Source organism: Alkaliphilus metalliredigens QYMF (assembly GCF_000016985.1).
GTDB lineage: Bacteria > Bacillota > Clostridia > Peptostreptococcales > Natronincolaceae > Alkaliphilus_A > Alkaliphilus_A metalliredigens.
The window spans coordinates 1,985,790-2,001,428 of sequence record NC_009633.1; the positions used below are offsets into that span (position 1 = coordinate 1,985,790).

Here is a 15,639-nt window from a genome sequence, read left to right on the forward strand (position 1 = left end):
GGAGGACGTTTATGGGGTACTTAATATTAGTAGTTTTATTAGGAATGCTAGCATGGAACGTAAAGGAAGGATTTGAGATGATTGATGACCGGTTAAAAAGTATTCTTGAGACACTAGAGAAAAATAATGAAAATGATGATAAATAGATGGTGTAGGTATTCTTTTTAGTACAAATAAGATGAAAATCTGTGGAGACTCGTTTGTTAAATCGATGTTAGGAGAAAAAAATGAAAACTGAAAAGTGTATTAAAAATTGGAGTAAATATTGATGTTATAACAATGTAGGAGGTAAATTAGTTTGAAAAAGGAAGAACAGAATCCCGAGAATAGTAAACAGAAGAGGAGACATAAAAAAATAACATATGCACTGAGCTTAGGCTTATTGGTGGCTAACTTTCTATACTCCTCCAATTATTCACCTTTTAACCAATTTGATACCCAGGAACTGGTTACATCTGATAAGATTGAATTGTTCAGGTTAGACGAAGAGGGTTTTATAGAGGGTTCCAAAATAGAAATAACCAATAGTGGCGTTGCAGAAGTTTTATTAGAGGACATTAGTAGAAATCGCTTTAGTAAAACTAATGATTATTGGATATCGGATTACCCTTATTACCTATCATTTCGAATTACAAGGCAAGAAGAGCATTTTAATAGAATAGATAAGATAACAGTTTACTTGAAAAGTGACGGTGAAATGTTCATTACTGATCGGCTTGAGCATAAAAGATATATAGGGAAAATTTCGCAAGAAACAGTTAAGCAATTAAGTACAGTTTGGGGTAACGAGTAGTCAGTGAGTACTTGTATATTCTCTTTTTCAATGATACTTGTCACGACGATACTTGTTGCTTGTAGAGAAAAAGAGAAAAGCTACAATAATCTGTACTGAGGACGGAATAGGTAAAAGAATTGGGACACCATACATGGTTTGGGACTAAAAAGACTAAAAAGACTAAAAAGAATATAAAGAATAATTGAACGCGATCAAGGATATATGACGTTAAATGATATGGGTAGTATGATTGAGATACAAATAGCCATATCAATAATAGAAAGATAACCTGATATGTATAGGTCATTTTTGCTAATTAGGCCACATTTTCAACCAGTTATGCTAATCCTATTGATTGAAAATCATTTTGCGTGCTATATTAAACTTATCTAGTGGTCATGGGGTGTATGGCTGAACCATTACAATGATGGCACGGATAGATGGTTTATATGTCTATGGAATACATTTCCAGCAGTGAATTGAAAATAACTGTATACTAGCTTTTATAAGAACTTTATATGAATAATATATGACAACCCCTTATGATTCTTATTACAAGATTATAAACACTTAAGGGGTTGTTTTCTTTTTTAGTTAGTTTTATAGGACTTGAGAACGTCATCCAGAGAATCATAGTATAAACTGGTATGGGTGCATTAGGGGGCTGATCAAAGTGAATACACTAAGGGATAAGAATAAAGAAATGAGCACATATAAAATCTTATTTGAAACATCCATGGCTAAGGTTTATCGAGTAGCTTATTATATTTTGAGAAATGAACATGATACAAAGGATATTGTTCAAGAGGCCTTTGTTATGGGCTATAATAAGATGGATTCATTGAGAGATCCCAGTAAATTTGAAAGCTGGATTTGTACAATAGCCAGTAATTTAGCAAAAACTAAATATAGAAAAAATAAGAAAGAAGTTCTGATGGATAATTATGGAAAGATCATCTCATTAATAAAAGTAGCAGAGACATTTGAACTCCTAGAGGACATATTAGAAAAAAAAGAATTAAAGGAAAACATATTGAAACAAATCAATCATTTAAACAGTCATTACAAAGAAGTCATTGTACTTTACTATTATGTGGAGCTGTCTTATGAAGAGATCGCTATTGCACTAAATATTAGTCAAGGAACTGTAAAGTCAAGAATGTTTAGGGCTAAAAAGATATTAAAATCTAAAGCTTAAAGAACGATAAAATTTTCAACAATTTGGGAACATTTAAGATGAAAGTGACCTCTATATAGTGAGGCAAGTAAAAAATGGGGTCTAAATAAGATATTCGACATATATATTTTACACCGGATTATTTTAAAACCCTATTGAATACTAATCCTCTATTTTAGAATATTGTGAAACAAAATATTCAATATAATTAAACTGGAGGTGGCATAGTGTGGAGAGGTATATTGATACTAGGAGGATTTATTGCTGTAGTAGAAACATATGGACATATAAAAAAGCAAAGGAAAGAAAAAAATGCTACCTATTTAAACTTACAGGGAAAATTTCTAGAATGGCAAGTAATCAATAGGCCCTATACCGTTTATTATAGACATGTGTGCAATGTTAGAAATCTATATATACTAGTCTATTATATTGAAAATAGTCATGGTGAAATTGTAGAAGTGAATATGGCACAATCGGAGTATTATAACGGAGTTGATCGTGTTCAAGATTTAAATAAAGGTGACGAAGTACATATGAAATTAAAAAAATATCCTGATGAAAGTTTATATATTTTTATGGAAAATTTATAAATTATTGGAAACGAATCTACTCATGATTTAATTAAGATATAATAAATTAGTTACTGCAGATCATCTTTTTAAAGTAATGAAAGGGATATGGAGTAAGGAAGAACTACCCCTTTGTGTTTATGTAGGAAACAAAAACGTCCTCTTGGCACTGATCGGATCTTCTGAGAAATACTAATTGGAGGCGATATCTTTGAAAACAAAAATATTCTATGCATTTAATGAAAAAACTGTAGAAAGTAAAGTGAATGATTTTTTGGAAAACTCGTCTGTGGAAGTGATTGACTTGAAATTTTCTGCGACAGTATTTTACTTTTCTGTACTTATCTTATATAGAGAAAATTAACATCAAATTTGATAAAGCCCAGCAGACGTAACAACAATAGATGATAAGAGTGTAAAAGCATTCAGCAATGACTGGATGCTTTTCTTTTGAGAAAAACTATGTACGCACAAGGTCCGATTGATTTTAAAAAATATAAAACGTTGACTATAAAAGCAAACTAATGTAGAATGTGTCTATAAAATAAATAAACAAAAGGGTGAATTGTGTGGAGATTGAAAAGCTAACAGTGGAAGAACTGAAAAATGGATACAGATATAACAAGGATACTGATTCCTACATTTGCAATACTTGTAGAAAGGCATTTGAAGTAGGAGAGATCTATTCTTTTGGCGATCGATTATTTGAGGCATTTCGTGGGGTCAAAATACATGTTGAAAGTGACCATGGAGATAATTTGAAGCAGCTTCTTTATGGAGAGTCCAAATATAATACACTTACTGATAATCACAAGGAGTTGATGTCTCTGATGTATTCCAATGTATCTGATAAGGATATAGCAAAAACACTGGGGATTTCTCCTTCCACAGTGAGACATCAAAGGTTTATGTTCCGGGAAAAAGCAAAACAGGCAAAGATGTATCTTGCAATATATGAACAAGTTATGGAAATGAAATCCACTACTGATGAGATGATTGTACCTGTTCATAGTACCGCAACCATGGTTGATGAACGGTATATCATAACCGAAAAGGAAAAGGAAAAAATACTGACTACAGAATTTGAAAGTCTATCACCTTTGAAGCTAAAAAGGTTCCCGGGAAAGGAAAAGAGAAAAGTAGTAATCCTTACAAAAATTGCTGAACAACTGGAACACGGGAAAAGATATACAGAGAAGGAATTGAATCAAATCATTGCGGAGATCTATGAGGATTACGCATTGATCAGACGCTACCTGATTGAATATGGGTTTATGGACAGGACTATTGACGGCAAGGCATACTGGATGAAGTAGAAATTCGATCAACTGTTGAGAGGAGAGAGACTAAATATGGATAGAAAAAAGGAACTGAAGGAGATTTACAAAAACACCAAACCTGATATGGGGATATATATCGTCAGGTCAAACACGAAGGAAAAGTGTCATATAGAAGGAACGGAAGACTTGAAAGGTACGATGAACAGCGCAAGATTTAAATTGAACTCCGGAAATTATCCCAACAGGGAGCTCCAGGAAGACTGGAATAAGAAGGGCCCATCAGGTTTTACTATGGAGATACTTGAGAATCTTGAATGCCCTGAGGATGAAATAAAAGATGACTATAAAGAGGAATTAACTATATTAAAGATGATCTGGGAAGAAAAGCTATCTAAAAGGGGCTTGGAATTTTATAAAAGATAAGGTGGATTTGAGCTGTTTTGAATTAAGTTAAAATAGTATAAAGTGTATTCTTATTTTGAATAAATTATTGGAAGAAAATATTGTGAGCACTGTATTGCAGAATACTATAAAAAGTAAGGGGAGCTACGATGAGTGATGATAATTCTCAAAATTCAATAGATAGTCTTCATAATGCATTTAATTTTCAATTGGATATTTCATGGCAAATGTTACAAATTCACCTTAAGGGTCTGGGCGACGAAGAATGTCTTTGGAGGCCTAGTTCAAAAGGACTTCACGTTGTAAATGAATTAGGAATCTGGAAGGCAGATTGGCCAGATTCGGAGGATTACGATATTGGACCTTCGAGTATAGCTTGGATAACTTGGCATATCATATTTTGGTGGTCAATGGTCTTTGATTACTCTTTTGGAAATGGAACGCTAACTCGTGAAGATATCCATTGGCCTGGCGACATGATAGTTGTTAGAGAAAAAATAAAACAATTGTATGATGATTGGAAGAATAGATTAGCCATGGTATCAGACGAGGAATTTCTATCCTGTGAAAAAACGAAGTGGCCCTTTGAAGAAAGACCATTGTATGAGCTTGCTGCGTGGCTAAACCTCGAACTTATGAAAAATGCTTCTGAGATTGGTTACTGTCGATTTCTTTATGCCTCAAGGAAATATTGAGCCAAGGGGACGTTCTCTACATAAGAACATAAATCCCCCTGTTAAATATAACTGCCATTTATCAATATTTTGTAAACCCGTAAATTGCAATAGCAAATTGAACTAGCCAAGCTATAGATAGGAAACCATCAACTCACGATAGACGAAGATATTTTAAAGCAATTGGACCTATTACTGTAAGACTCAGGTTGAAAAGAAGCAAGGTGAAATTCACCTAAGTAATATTAGACTTTTTAATACTGACACCAAGTGTTTGGTAGTAATAGAAAAGAAATATGTTGTGATGGGAGGGCTAGAAAAATCTAGTCCTTTTTTTAATTAGAGAGATGGCTTATGAATTCTTATTAAATACAAATGATTATCAATATCAAATAAGGGTAAGTTTATAAAGAGATTATCAATAAACAATTTGATTTCTTGAACAAAAATTGCACAAGACATGTTTAACAGTAAATAGTGAAGTGCAATGGCATATGAAAAACTAAATACGACTCACTATCTTTGAGAAGATAAGCTACTCCAAATTAGATGCTAATCCAGTAAGAGTAATAATTAAATTAAAAATGAAGGGAGAAATAGTAAAATGAAAAAAAAATGAAAAATCTATGTTAATGAACGAATCAAATGAGATAAAGGCAGTGGAAAAGCAGGTTTATCCATTTGCTTTAAACAATATTCCTTATTCATATGAGGATTTAGAGCCCTATATTGATAAGGAAACCATGAATATTCACCATAGCCGTCATCACGATGCCTATGTAAATGGTGCAAATAAAGGTTTGCAGGATTTCCCTGAACCTCACAACAAATCTTCTGTTGAGCTTTTGAAAGGGTTCAATGATTTATCAACGGATTTACCTGATTCAGCAAGAAATGCTGTTCGAAATCATGTAGGGGGACATACGAATCATGCATTATTTTGGGAGATAATGGCTCCTAATTCAACTGGAGAAGAGAGAAGACCATCTGGAGAATTGTCTGAAAGGATTACTGAAACATTTGGAAGTTTCGATGAATTTAAGAATCAATTTGAAGCAGCTGCAACAACAAGATTTGGAAGTGGATGGGCATGGCTCGTAATTGATAAGGGTGAACTAAAGGTAACTAGCTCAGCAAATCAAGACAGGCCATATATGGGCGGGCAAACTCCAATTCTAGGCATTGATGTTTGGGAGCATGCCTATTATTTGAAGTATCAAAACAAGCGTGGAAGTTACGTAAGTAATTTCTGGTATGTGATAAACTGGGATGAAGTTGCAAGACGATATAAAGCAGCTAGATAATTAATCAAACAAACTGAAGGAAATTTTGGTATACATTAAAAACCTGACATAGATTTTGTCAGGTTTTTGATTCGAAATCAAAGGGATGGTTCTGTTGACTGTTGTTATTTTACTAATGAAGGTAATGCAAGTTTTGGGAGGGGTATCATCATATAGGTATAAATATCTGGAACGGAATAGGCGCTCCTGCGCCTTCAGAAAATAGTGTGGGCATGAGTTCATTTTCTCTTATGTTTCCTAGTGATGAAGCTAGAGAAAAAGTCACAAAGAAATTAAGAGATCTTAATTATCAGGTAAAAGAGGAAGAAGGTGTATTCACTACTGAGGATCCTTCTGGAAACCAGCTTAGACTTGTGGTTTCAAGGGATAATATTTTTGATTAGTGAGGAAGACAAGGAAATTCCTTATTTATGAAATGAAAATGAGGTTTTATAATATATATATAGGTGATAAACATACGTCAAATAGAAAAGTAAGAAATGGGATGAAGATCCATGTTTTAAAGGCAGTAGATAATATAGAAATTTTAGAGGTTATAGTGGAAATAAAAGGAACGTAATCGAAAGAACCGTCCCTGTGATACCTGTGATATGAAAGGGACCTGTATTCTGTCACCTGCTAGACAACTGACTGAAGAGGAGCAATCCCTTGTCTGGCAAAAAACGCCCTCACATATTGGAAGTGAAGCAGAAGAACGTATATATCAAGAAGTAGTAAGAAATTGGAACCGCGGTGAAATGAAAATCAGTACAATTTTGCTGGAGGGGGACGCAGGTTCAGGAAAAACCCAGCTTGCTAAAGCCCTATCTGCTGATTTTAACCTGCCTTATACGAAAGTAACCTGTTTTGCTGATATGGATAAATCCGATGTGCTTGGTTCTATTCTTCCAGTATTACCTGAAAAAGACGATATATCAGGCAAGATTGAATATCAGTATTATCCGTCAGAAATTGTTCGTGCCTATGAAAATGGATGGCTCTTGGAAATTCAGGAGCCGACGGTTATCCGGGACGCAGCTGTTTTAATGGCTCTGAATTCCGCATTAGAACCAGATGGCAGCCTAAACTTACCTACTCGTATCGTACACCGGCATCCGGATTTTATTGTTGTTATTACAACAAACCGTGGCTACAATGGCTACCGTCCTTTAAATGAAGCTTTGCGTGATCGAGTACAGCATGCCGAAAAACTAGACTTACCACCCAAAGCAGTTATGATGGAACGAGCCGAAGCTAAGACTGGTTATCATTCTGAAAATGTTCTTTCTCTTTTAGGCGAAACGATTATTTTGATGGATGAAACAGCCCGAGCTAATGCAATCAAAGGTGTGGCTGGGATGAGATCCTATATCTTTTGGATTGATGCCGTAGCAAGTGGTGCATCAGTAAAAAATACGCTATATCATAAGGTACTCTACAAAATTACCACTGACCCACAGGAGCTTGCCATTTTAGAACAGGCACTAGCAAGTCATGGCTTGACAGATAAGCTTGCAGAATTGGATACTGTCTGTCATTCTCATTCAGATGGAGAGAATCCAGAAGTGATGGAACTTCATATTTCCGAGAGTGGAGAATACACTGCAGAAGCAGATAAAGCTGATAAAAATGCAATCCGTTTGAGAAAATCAGCAGACAGTGAGGGACATTCGGATACCAGCTGTGATAAAAATACTGATGTTTCAAGCAACGATAATGGAGAAGATGGCACTCCATTTTACCATGAGTCCGATAAATCTGATACAATCGAATTACAAAAAAAAAATTTCGTAAACAGTTGAACACAGAAGCTCGGCAAAGTGTTCAAGGAAGCTTCCATGATGCAATCAAGCTAATTGTCCACCGCCCGGAAGCTACCGCTCAAAACAGGGAAGAATATCATAACATGGCTGCTACCTTGTTACCGGTCATTCGGGAACTAGTCCGCAAAACAAACCCACTTTTAGAGCATGAAGTTTCCTTTGAATTCGCTAAATCTCAGCTTTACGGCACAAAATTCTGTGCAGATCAAGCCACTTCTTTGGATTTTCGCGTATTTGCCCGTAAACGCCCACCTGGGGAAGAACCCTCTATTGCAGTTGCTCTTAGGATTGATGAATCAGCGTCTATGTCAGCCTTCGGCCGCTTAGATGCAGCAAAGCAGGCAGCTGTCGCTTTATATGAATTCTGCACTGGATGCGGCATTCCGATAATGGTTTACGGGGATACAGCAGACCGCTCCAAGCTGGAACAAATGTCTATTTATGCATATGTAGACTTTGAAAGCAAAGACGTAAATGAAAAATATGCGCTGATGAACATTCAGGCTCGCAGCAATAACCGGGATGGTATGGCATTACGTATTATTTCAGATAGATTGCTTAATGCACCACAAAAAACCAAATTAATAATCAGCATCAGTGACGGACAGCCTAAGGCGATGCCTGATTACACAGGTGAAAAAGCAGCTCATGATATGAAAGATACTTTAGAAGAATATCGACGTAAAGGCATCCAGTTCCTTGCTGCAGCTATTGGACAGGATAAAGAGGCGATTCGTGAACTTTACGGAGCTGAAAATACATTGGATATAACTGATTTGAAGCAGCTCGCAGCAAGGTTAGTACAAATAATCGCAAGGTTTCTGTGAGTATGTTATACTAAGCGGAAATGGAGGTGGAGACATGGATTGTGTGAAAATAGGTAAATTGATTGCCAAACTGCGAAAGGAAAAAAAGCTTACACAGAAAAATATTGCAGATGCCTTGGGTATTCAAAATAAGACAGTTTCTAAATGGGAATGTGGTTTAGGGTGTCCTGATCTGTCGCTATGGCCGGAACTCTCTGCTATTTTTGACATTGATATAAAACAGATGATGGAGGGTGAAATTACTCCCAATAAGCCAGATGGAGGTAACATTGACAAGATACGTTTTTATGTCTGTCCCTCCTGCGGAAATATTTTGTTTAGTACAGGAAGTGCCTCTATCTTCTGTTGCGGAAGAAAATTAGAACGTATTTTGCCTACGGATACAAATAATGCACCAAAAATCACAGTTGAAGAAATAGAGACTGATTACTTTGTCACCTTTGACCATCCAATGACCAAAGAACATTATATTTCTTTTGTGGCTTATGTTAAAAGCGATAAAGTATTTTTTTATCGCTTGTACCCAGAACAAAGTCCAACATGTAGGTTTCCTATAATCACTGGTGGTAAGCTCTATGTATATTGTATTAAACATGGTTTATTAGTGTATTCAAATAATCTATTCTGATGTCCAAAACAGGGCTCAGAATTAACAAAACCGGTGTATATGAGAATTACGCTATGGACGATTTTTATATGCAAATTGAATAAAATAAGATACTGATAAATACAAGAAAGGTTATTTTAAGCAGAGCTAGAGATTACAGTAAAATAATGTAATTTTAAAGTGGCTCATTGACATGAAATAGTTGCAATGCTATAATCTAGTTAAAATTATTCGGAGGTGATTAGCTAAAATGATCAAATAATCTTATCCATTATAAAAACAATTAAAGTAGTCTTGGTAAAGTCAGAGCATCTTGAGTGATTCATACATGAGATGTTTAATGGAATACCATAAACTGCTGCAAAAGTTTTGGATAGGATTATGATAGTGTCGTTTTAGTTATATTCATTAAGAAATGACTAGTTGTTTTTGTTTAAAACAGCTTTCTTTGTGATAAGCCTAATAACATTGTGATACTTATAAACCTTCCAAAGCTTTTGAGCTCGGAAGGTTTTGTTGTTTTTTATTTTGATTGTACTCGGGCAAGACGGTGGGATTTGGTTTGCTGAGGAATCGAATAAGATAGGTCAATTAATTTACTAGAGATAATTTTCCTTTCAAATAAGAATATGAACAGCATTTAAAAGTGGATAAAATGATAGGAAGGAGTAAACTTTATGACTGGACCAGATAAGAAAAAGTTATATCCAAATGAAAATTTGAAAACAGTTTGCTTTATCAACAACTTACCTAAAAGATCGAATGTTGAGATTGGAGATTACACTTATTATAGTGATAATAAAAAATCTCCTGAGAGATTTTACGATAATATAGAGCATCATTATGAATTTCTAGGAGATAAACTGATAATAGGAAAATTCTGCGCTATTGCAGAGGGGATAAGGTTCATTATGAATGGAGCGAACCACAGAATGGATGGCATAACAACCTATCCCTTTAATATTTTTGCTGGTGGTTGGGAAAAAGTCACGCCAACAGTAGAAGACTTACCCTTTAAAGGTGATACAGTGATTGGCAATGATGTATGGATCGGCCAAAATGTTACGATTATGCCGGGGGTTCATGTGGGAGACGGTGCTATCATTGCTGCAAACTCAACAGTAGTAAAAAATGTTGAACCTTATACAATTTATGGTGGGAACCCAGCTAAACTTATTAAGAAGCGTTTTAGTGATGAAAAGATAGCATTTTTGTTAAAACTACAATGGTGGAATTGGGATGAAGGTAAAGTTTTTGATAATCTTGAAATGTTAGTATCAGGAGATGGACTGGATCAATTAATGGGATAAGATTGGTAATAATTAGATGTACTTCTTATGCAAGGTTATTCAAAGGTAGCAAAGCTGCAATTGGAAGAAAACGGATGCTGAGGAAGTAGTGTCAATAGAACAGAATTAGCATGCTTTAAATGTTCCCTCAAACTAATATGTTTGAGGGAATTTTTTATTGGGGCGTACTTTTAGGCAGAAATAAACAAATACAAGAAAAAGTAAGGGGACGGAAGTTATGTTTGCAAAAGTCAAATATATATGTTACTATATTAATGATTTAAAATGAATGGAGGATTGCTTAAAAATGTGTGGAATGTTTAGAACTCGATTTCATAACTTTATGTAACTAATTGAATAGTGCTTAAAGGATCTACCTTTGTGTAGAGTAATCGGGATTAGTCTGCCTATTTTTAAGAAAACCTTATTAACGGGAAATAAATGCATATAAGACGTTAAAAAGGAGGGATAAATCTACCCTCTTTTTGTATGCCTAAAAATAGAATTAAGATCAATAAGAAAAATCACCATTATAATAGCAGTAGGGCTAAAACTATGACTATTTTTGTAGGTTTGTTTAGCTGCAGATTTTTAAGTTTTAGCAAGTATGTATCTGTATAATGAATAATGGTACATGTTTTTTTGCTTATTGAAAAATTCTATTGAAAAGTTTTCTTGAAATGACCATATATTTAATGTGTAAGAACAACTTGTTTCTATAATGAAATACAAGGTGTTTCTATTTTGTTATGCATTATTCCTTTACTCAAAGCATAGGTAGCCAACCTGTGCTTTTTTAATTGGATAAAAAAAGAAAATATGAAAGAGGAGGAACACATATGTATTATATTTTCATATAATCCTTACTGTTGAAATTACAGGACTTTCTCTGCGAAAAGATAAATGAAAGCCATGGGATCAGGAGGAATAAAAATGACATTATTAATAAAAGCAAAAGACATTTGTGTAGAATATTTAGGACGTGATATTTTAGAGATTGATGAATTAGAATTATATAGTTATGACAGAATTGGTTTAGTAGGAGCAAATGGAGCAGGAAAAAGTACATTACTCAAAGTGCTTTTAGGAGAATTAACACCCTCAGGAAGTAAAATCAAACGCTTAGGAAAATTTGCCTATATTTCCCAATTGGATGAAGCAACTTTGCAGAAGCCCAAGGATTTTGCATTGATGGGTAAAATGGGTGTTGATGAATTAGATGTAGAGAAAATGAGTGGAGGTGAAGAAACAAGACTTAAAATAGCTCAGGCCCTTTCGGAACAAGTCCATGGTATTTTTGCAGATGAACCTACCAGTCATTTAGACCGTGAAGGAATTGATTTTTTAATTGGACAGTTAAAGTATTTTCCAGGTACATTGCTAGTGATTAGCCATGACCGTTATTTTTTAGATGAGGTAGTCGATAAGATATGGGAGCTGAAAGATGGAAAGATTACGGAGTATTGGGGGAACTATTCCGATTATCTTCATCAAAAAGAGGAAGAACGTAAGGTTCAGGCTACAAAGCACGAAAAATTTGTTGCGGAACGTGAACGATTAGAGAAGTCTGCTGAGGAGAAGCGAAAGCAGGCACAAAAAATAGTTCGGAAAGCCAAAGGTGCTGCTAGAAAAAACAGTTCTGAAAGTGGTGGACGTCTGGGACATCAGAAAACTATTGGAAGTAAGCAAAAGAAGATGCACAATGCCGCTAAATCAATTGAACATAAGATTGAAGCCCTTGGAGATGTGGAAGCGCCGGAAAATAGTCAAAGGATTTATTTTCGTCAGAGTGCAGCACTGGAACTTCATAATCCCTATCCGATTATTGTAACTGAAATGACGAAACGATTTGGTGATAAAGTGTTATTTGAAGATGCTTCTTTTAATATTCCACTTGGGGCTAAAGTAGCGTTAACTGGTGGCAATGGAACAGGAAAAACAACCTTAATTAAAATGATTTTAAACCGTGAAGAGGGCATTGATATTTCCCCTAAGGCTGAAATCGGATACTTTGCTCAAAATGCTTATAAGTATAATCTTAATCAAAATGTAATGGAATTTATGCAGGAGAGCTGCGATTATAACGTATCTGAAATTCGCTCAGTGTTGGCGTCAATGGGCTTTAAACAGAATGATATCAGCAAAAAAATAGCTGTTCTAAGCGGAGGTGAAATGATTAAATTGAAGCTAGCTCAACTGTTACTAGGTAAGTATAATATTTTACTAATGGACGAACCAGGCAACTATTTGGATCTAATGAGCCTAGAGTCTTTAGAGATGTTGATGAAAAAATATGCTGGTACAATTATATTTATCAGCCATGATAAAAGGCTAGTTGATAATGTTGCTAATGTGGTTTATGAAATTAAGGATCAAGAAATTGTGCAAATAAAATAGCAAGTGGGGACCTTTTAGTCTTTAAGACAGGAGTGAAGATATGAATATAAAAAAGAAAAAGAAAATCTTAAATACTAATTTTGTGTTGTTTCTACTTGGTAGAATGATATCAGATTTAGGCAATAGTGTACAAATGATGATTATGCCACTATATATTATAGACATTGGAGGCTCAGCTGCTACAATTGGACTATTTGCCTTCTTGTCACTGCTACCAGCCCTGATTATCTATCCCTTTGCAGGAGTCATTGGAGATAGAATGAATAGAAAAAAGATTATGGTAGTAACGGATTTGATTAGTGCAGGTGTCATATTAGCTTTGGGATTTATCTCATATTGGGGATTCATGAATATTTCTTTATTATTAATAGTTCAGGCAGTGATTTCCTTATTGAACGGTTTGTTTGAACCAGCTACAAGGGGAATGCTACCCCAACTTGTTGATAAAGAAGAGCTGACACAAAGTAACTCTACTGTTGCATCTATGAGGAGTATATCGATTATGCTAGGACCAGTGATTGGCACTGTTTTATACGCTAATTTCGGGATTACGATGGTTTTTTTGATTAATGGGATTTCATTTCTCTTGTCAGGAGCAAGTGAGATGATGATTCGGTATGTCCATGTAAAACGACAAAGAACAGAGGGAATGAAGGGCATTATCAAGGATTTACTGGAGGGCATTCAATTCATTATGAAAAACAAGATTATTCGTAATATGTGTTATTTCTTTTTAGTCATCTACTTTGTCGCACAACCGATTTTTAGTGTTATTCTACCATTATTTTTTAAGACTAATTTACAATATTCTGATACTCAATATGGGTATTTACAAACAGTCATTATATTAGGTGCGCTACTAGGGAGTGTGGTAATAGGAGTTTTGTTTGGAAAAGAGGAGCAAGTAACAAAGCCTTTTACAATTGGTTGTGGTTTGCTTTTAGGAACAATGTTAATATTTTCTATTTTGCTTTTCCCCAAAAGTTTAGCTGTGTTGGGAAATGGTACAATAGGATACTTGGCTTTATTGGCAGGAGTGCTAGGCCTTTTTAGTTTTGCCAACATATTTATATCTGTTCCTGTACAAACTTATATACAGAGAGAAACGCCAAACGAATATATGTCTAGGGTATTTTCTTTAGTCAGCATGATTTCTAGAGGGGGCATGCCCCTTGGGGCATTAGTATATGGAATTGTTCTTGAATGGGTTGAAATGCATTGGACAGTATTGGTGGCTACCTTATTGATGATGATGATTTGTATTGTATTCATATCTTTGTTAATAAAGGATTATAAAATACAAGAACCATATTAAGTTTAAAGAAATAGCGATGGCGGTTATTCCGCCTTGAAATGACAACAATTAAATGATGATTTGGAGGAAATGAAAATGAATACACTTAAAATTAAACAATTAGCAAATAATAAAGGACTGGATATCTTAGAAGATACGATTAAAATTAATGAGTCTGGTGTTGATTTTCGAGTAGCACACGTCAAGGTTCAAAACGGCGATAAATGGATACTAAGGATTCCACGTAGACCAGAGTCTATGAGACATGCCCTACAAGAGAAAAAAGCGCTAGATATCATTAATAATTATGCAAGCTTTCAAGTTCCCGATTGGTCTATCTGCTCAGAAGACTTAATTGCCTATAAGCAGCTAAGTGGTGTTCCTGCCGCTACGATTGACGTTGAAAAACAAGGCTATGTATGGAGTTTTGATGAAACCAATGTACCATCCGAATACGATTACTCATTAGGAAAAGCGCTAGCAAATCTACACTCATTACCTCAACAAGAATTCAAAAATATCGGTATTGAAATTCTTGGTGCTAGTGAGTTAAGAGCCTCCATGAAACAGCGAATGAAACGTGTGAAAGAAAAATACCATGTCAACCAAAACTTATGGGACCGCTGGCAAGCATGGTTAGCTGAAGATTCTCTTTGGCCATCTCATGTAGGGGTAAAACATGGAGACCTACACCCAGGCCATATTCTTATTGATAAGAACAATTATGTTACGGGTTTAATTGATTGGACGGAAGTAGGGATAGCTGATGTGTCTGCAGATTTCATGTCCCATCATCTACTCTTTGGTAAAGATGGACTAAAAAAGTTAATAGACGCTTATGATAATGCCGGAGGGAAAACTTGGTCAAAAATGGCTGAGCATATTGTTGAACTTCTAACAACAAGTGGTATCACTGTTGCCGAATACGCTCAAGCGTCAGGTATGAAAGACATGCATGAGACAGCTTCGTACATGCTTGCAAGTGAAGGTTAATTAATGTGACTAGTCGTTAAGCTAGACTTAACGACTAGTCAGCTTTATAAAATAAAGAGAAGTGAAAGTAAAAGTCCAGAATTCAGGGTTTTTATTTCATATATTTACAAGTATTTTCACACCTTCAAAATTACTTATCAGGTCACATTATAGGTGTTCATAATGCCGTTAAGAACAATGTCTAGTCCATCATTAAATTGCTTTTCAAAATCAAAATCTATTGGATAACCCAGAAAATCCTTCATC

The 15,639-nt window shown here is 35.0% G+C and carries 18 protein-coding genes; all 18 read left to right on the forward strand.

Annotated features, from left to right (window positions below; all coding sequences use genetic code 11):
- Positions 1–11 precede the first annotated feature (11 nt).
- The 18 genes from AMET_RS26890 to AMET_RS09425 all read left to right on the forward strand — a co-directional run bounded on the left by AMET_RS26890 (position 12) and on the right by AMET_RS09425 (position 15,393).
- Complete coding sequence (locus AMET_RS26890; RefSeq protein ID WP_012063088.1) at positions 12–146, forward strand: hypothetical protein; 135 nt, start codon at positions 12–14, stop codon at positions 144–146.
- Positions 147–298: 152 nt separating this feature from the next.
- Positions 299–793: a hypothetical protein gene (locus AMET_RS09360; protein WP_012063089.1), complete on the forward strand. Its 495-nt coding sequence runs from the start codon at positions 299–301 to the stop codon at positions 791–793.
- 655 nt (positions 794–1,448) lie between these two features.
- A complete protein-coding gene (locus AMET_RS09365) occupies positions 1,449–1,973 on the forward strand; it encodes an RNA polymerase sigma factor (RefSeq protein ID WP_012063090.1) in 525 nt (174 codons plus the stop codon).
- Between the two features lie 206 nt (positions 1,974–2,179).
- Entirely contained in the window at positions 2,180–2,545 is a 366-nt protein-coding gene (locus AMET_RS09370) for a hypothetical protein (RefSeq protein WP_012063091.1), read from the forward strand.
- A 190-nt stretch (positions 2,546–2,735) separates the two neighbouring features.
- The gene (locus AMET_RS26230; protein WP_012063092.1) at positions 2,736–2,888 is read left to right on the forward strand and encodes a hypothetical protein; all 153 of its coding nucleotides are present in this window, start codon (positions 2,736–2,738) and stop codon (positions 2,886–2,888) included.
- Positions 2,889–3,093: 205 nt separating this feature from the next.
- The gene (locus tag AMET_RS09375) at positions 3,094–3,840 is read left to right on the forward strand and encodes a DUF2087 domain-containing protein (protein ID WP_012063093.1); all 747 of its coding nucleotides are present in this window, start codon (positions 3,094–3,096) and stop codon (positions 3,838–3,840) included.
- A 36-nt stretch (positions 3,841–3,876) separates the two neighbouring features.
- Positions 3,877–4,227, forward strand: a complete 351-nt coding sequence (locus AMET_RS09380; protein ID WP_012063094.1) for a GIY-YIG nuclease family protein — start codon at positions 3,877–3,879, stop codon at positions 4,225–4,227.
- 128 nt (positions 4,228–4,355) lie between these two features.
- Positions 4,356–4,901, forward strand: a complete 546-nt coding sequence (locus AMET_RS09385; protein WP_012063095.1) for a DinB family protein — start codon at positions 4,356–4,358, stop codon at positions 4,899–4,901.
- A 605-nt stretch (positions 4,902–5,506) separates the two neighbouring features.
- Positions 5,507–6,184, forward strand: a complete 678-nt coding sequence (locus AMET_RS09390) for a superoxide dismutase (protein WP_012063096.1) — start codon at positions 5,507–5,509, stop codon at positions 6,182–6,184.
- A gap of 230 nt (positions 6,185–6,414) precedes the next feature.
- A complete protein-coding gene (locus tag AMET_RS26235; RefSeq protein ID WP_198135418.1) occupies positions 6,415–6,567 on the forward strand; it encodes a hypothetical protein in 153 nt (50 codons plus the stop codon).
- Between the two features lie 38 nt (positions 6,568–6,605).
- Positions 6,606–6,743: a hypothetical protein gene (locus AMET_RS25730; RefSeq protein ID WP_207636420.1), complete on the forward strand. Its 138-nt coding sequence runs from the start codon at positions 6,606–6,608 to the stop codon at positions 6,741–6,743.
- A gap of 31 nt (positions 6,744–6,774) precedes the next feature.
- Positions 6,775–7,965: an AAA family ATPase gene (locus AMET_RS26240; RefSeq protein WP_012063097.1), complete on the forward strand. Its 1,191-nt coding sequence runs from the start codon at positions 6,775–6,777 to the stop codon at positions 7,963–7,965.
- Positions 7,962–8,813, forward strand: a complete 852-nt coding sequence (locus AMET_RS26245) for a vWA domain-containing protein (RefSeq protein ID WP_012063098.1) — start codon at positions 7,962–7,964, stop codon at positions 8,811–8,813. The genes AMET_RS26240 and AMET_RS26245 overlap by 4 nt, the downstream gene beginning before the upstream one ends.
- Positions 8,814–8,847: 34 nt before the next feature.
- On the forward strand, positions 8,848–9,441 hold the full coding sequence (locus tag AMET_RS09405) for a helix-turn-helix domain-containing protein (protein ID WP_012063099.1): 594 nt from the start codon (positions 8,848–8,850) through the stop codon (positions 9,439–9,441).
- A 656-nt stretch (positions 9,442–10,097) separates the two neighbouring features.
- Positions 10,098–10,730 carry a Vat family streptogramin A O-acetyltransferase gene (locus tag AMET_RS09410; RefSeq protein WP_012063100.1) on the forward strand — a complete coding sequence of 211 codons (633 nt, stop codon included), beginning with the start codon at positions 10,098–10,100 and terminating at the stop codon, positions 10,728–10,730.
- 912 nt (positions 10,731–11,642) lie between these two features.
- Positions 11,643–13,106 carry an Msr family ABC-F type ribosomal protection protein gene (locus tag AMET_RS09415; protein WP_012063101.1) on the forward strand — a complete coding sequence of 488 codons (1,464 nt, stop codon included), beginning with the start codon at positions 11,643–11,645 and terminating at the stop codon, positions 13,104–13,106.
- Positions 13,107–13,146: 40 nt separating this feature from the next.
- Positions 13,147–14,421 carry an MFS transporter gene (locus AMET_RS09420; RefSeq protein WP_012063102.1) on the forward strand — a complete coding sequence of 425 codons (1,275 nt, stop codon included), beginning with the start codon at positions 13,147–13,149 and terminating at the stop codon, positions 14,419–14,421.
- 75 nt (positions 14,422–14,496) lie between these two features.
- Positions 14,497–15,393, forward strand: a complete 897-nt coding sequence (locus tag AMET_RS09425) for a macrolide 2'-phosphotransferase (protein WP_012063103.1) — start codon at positions 14,497–14,499, stop codon at positions 15,391–15,393.
- The last annotated feature ends 246 nt before the right edge of the window (positions 15,394–15,639 follow it).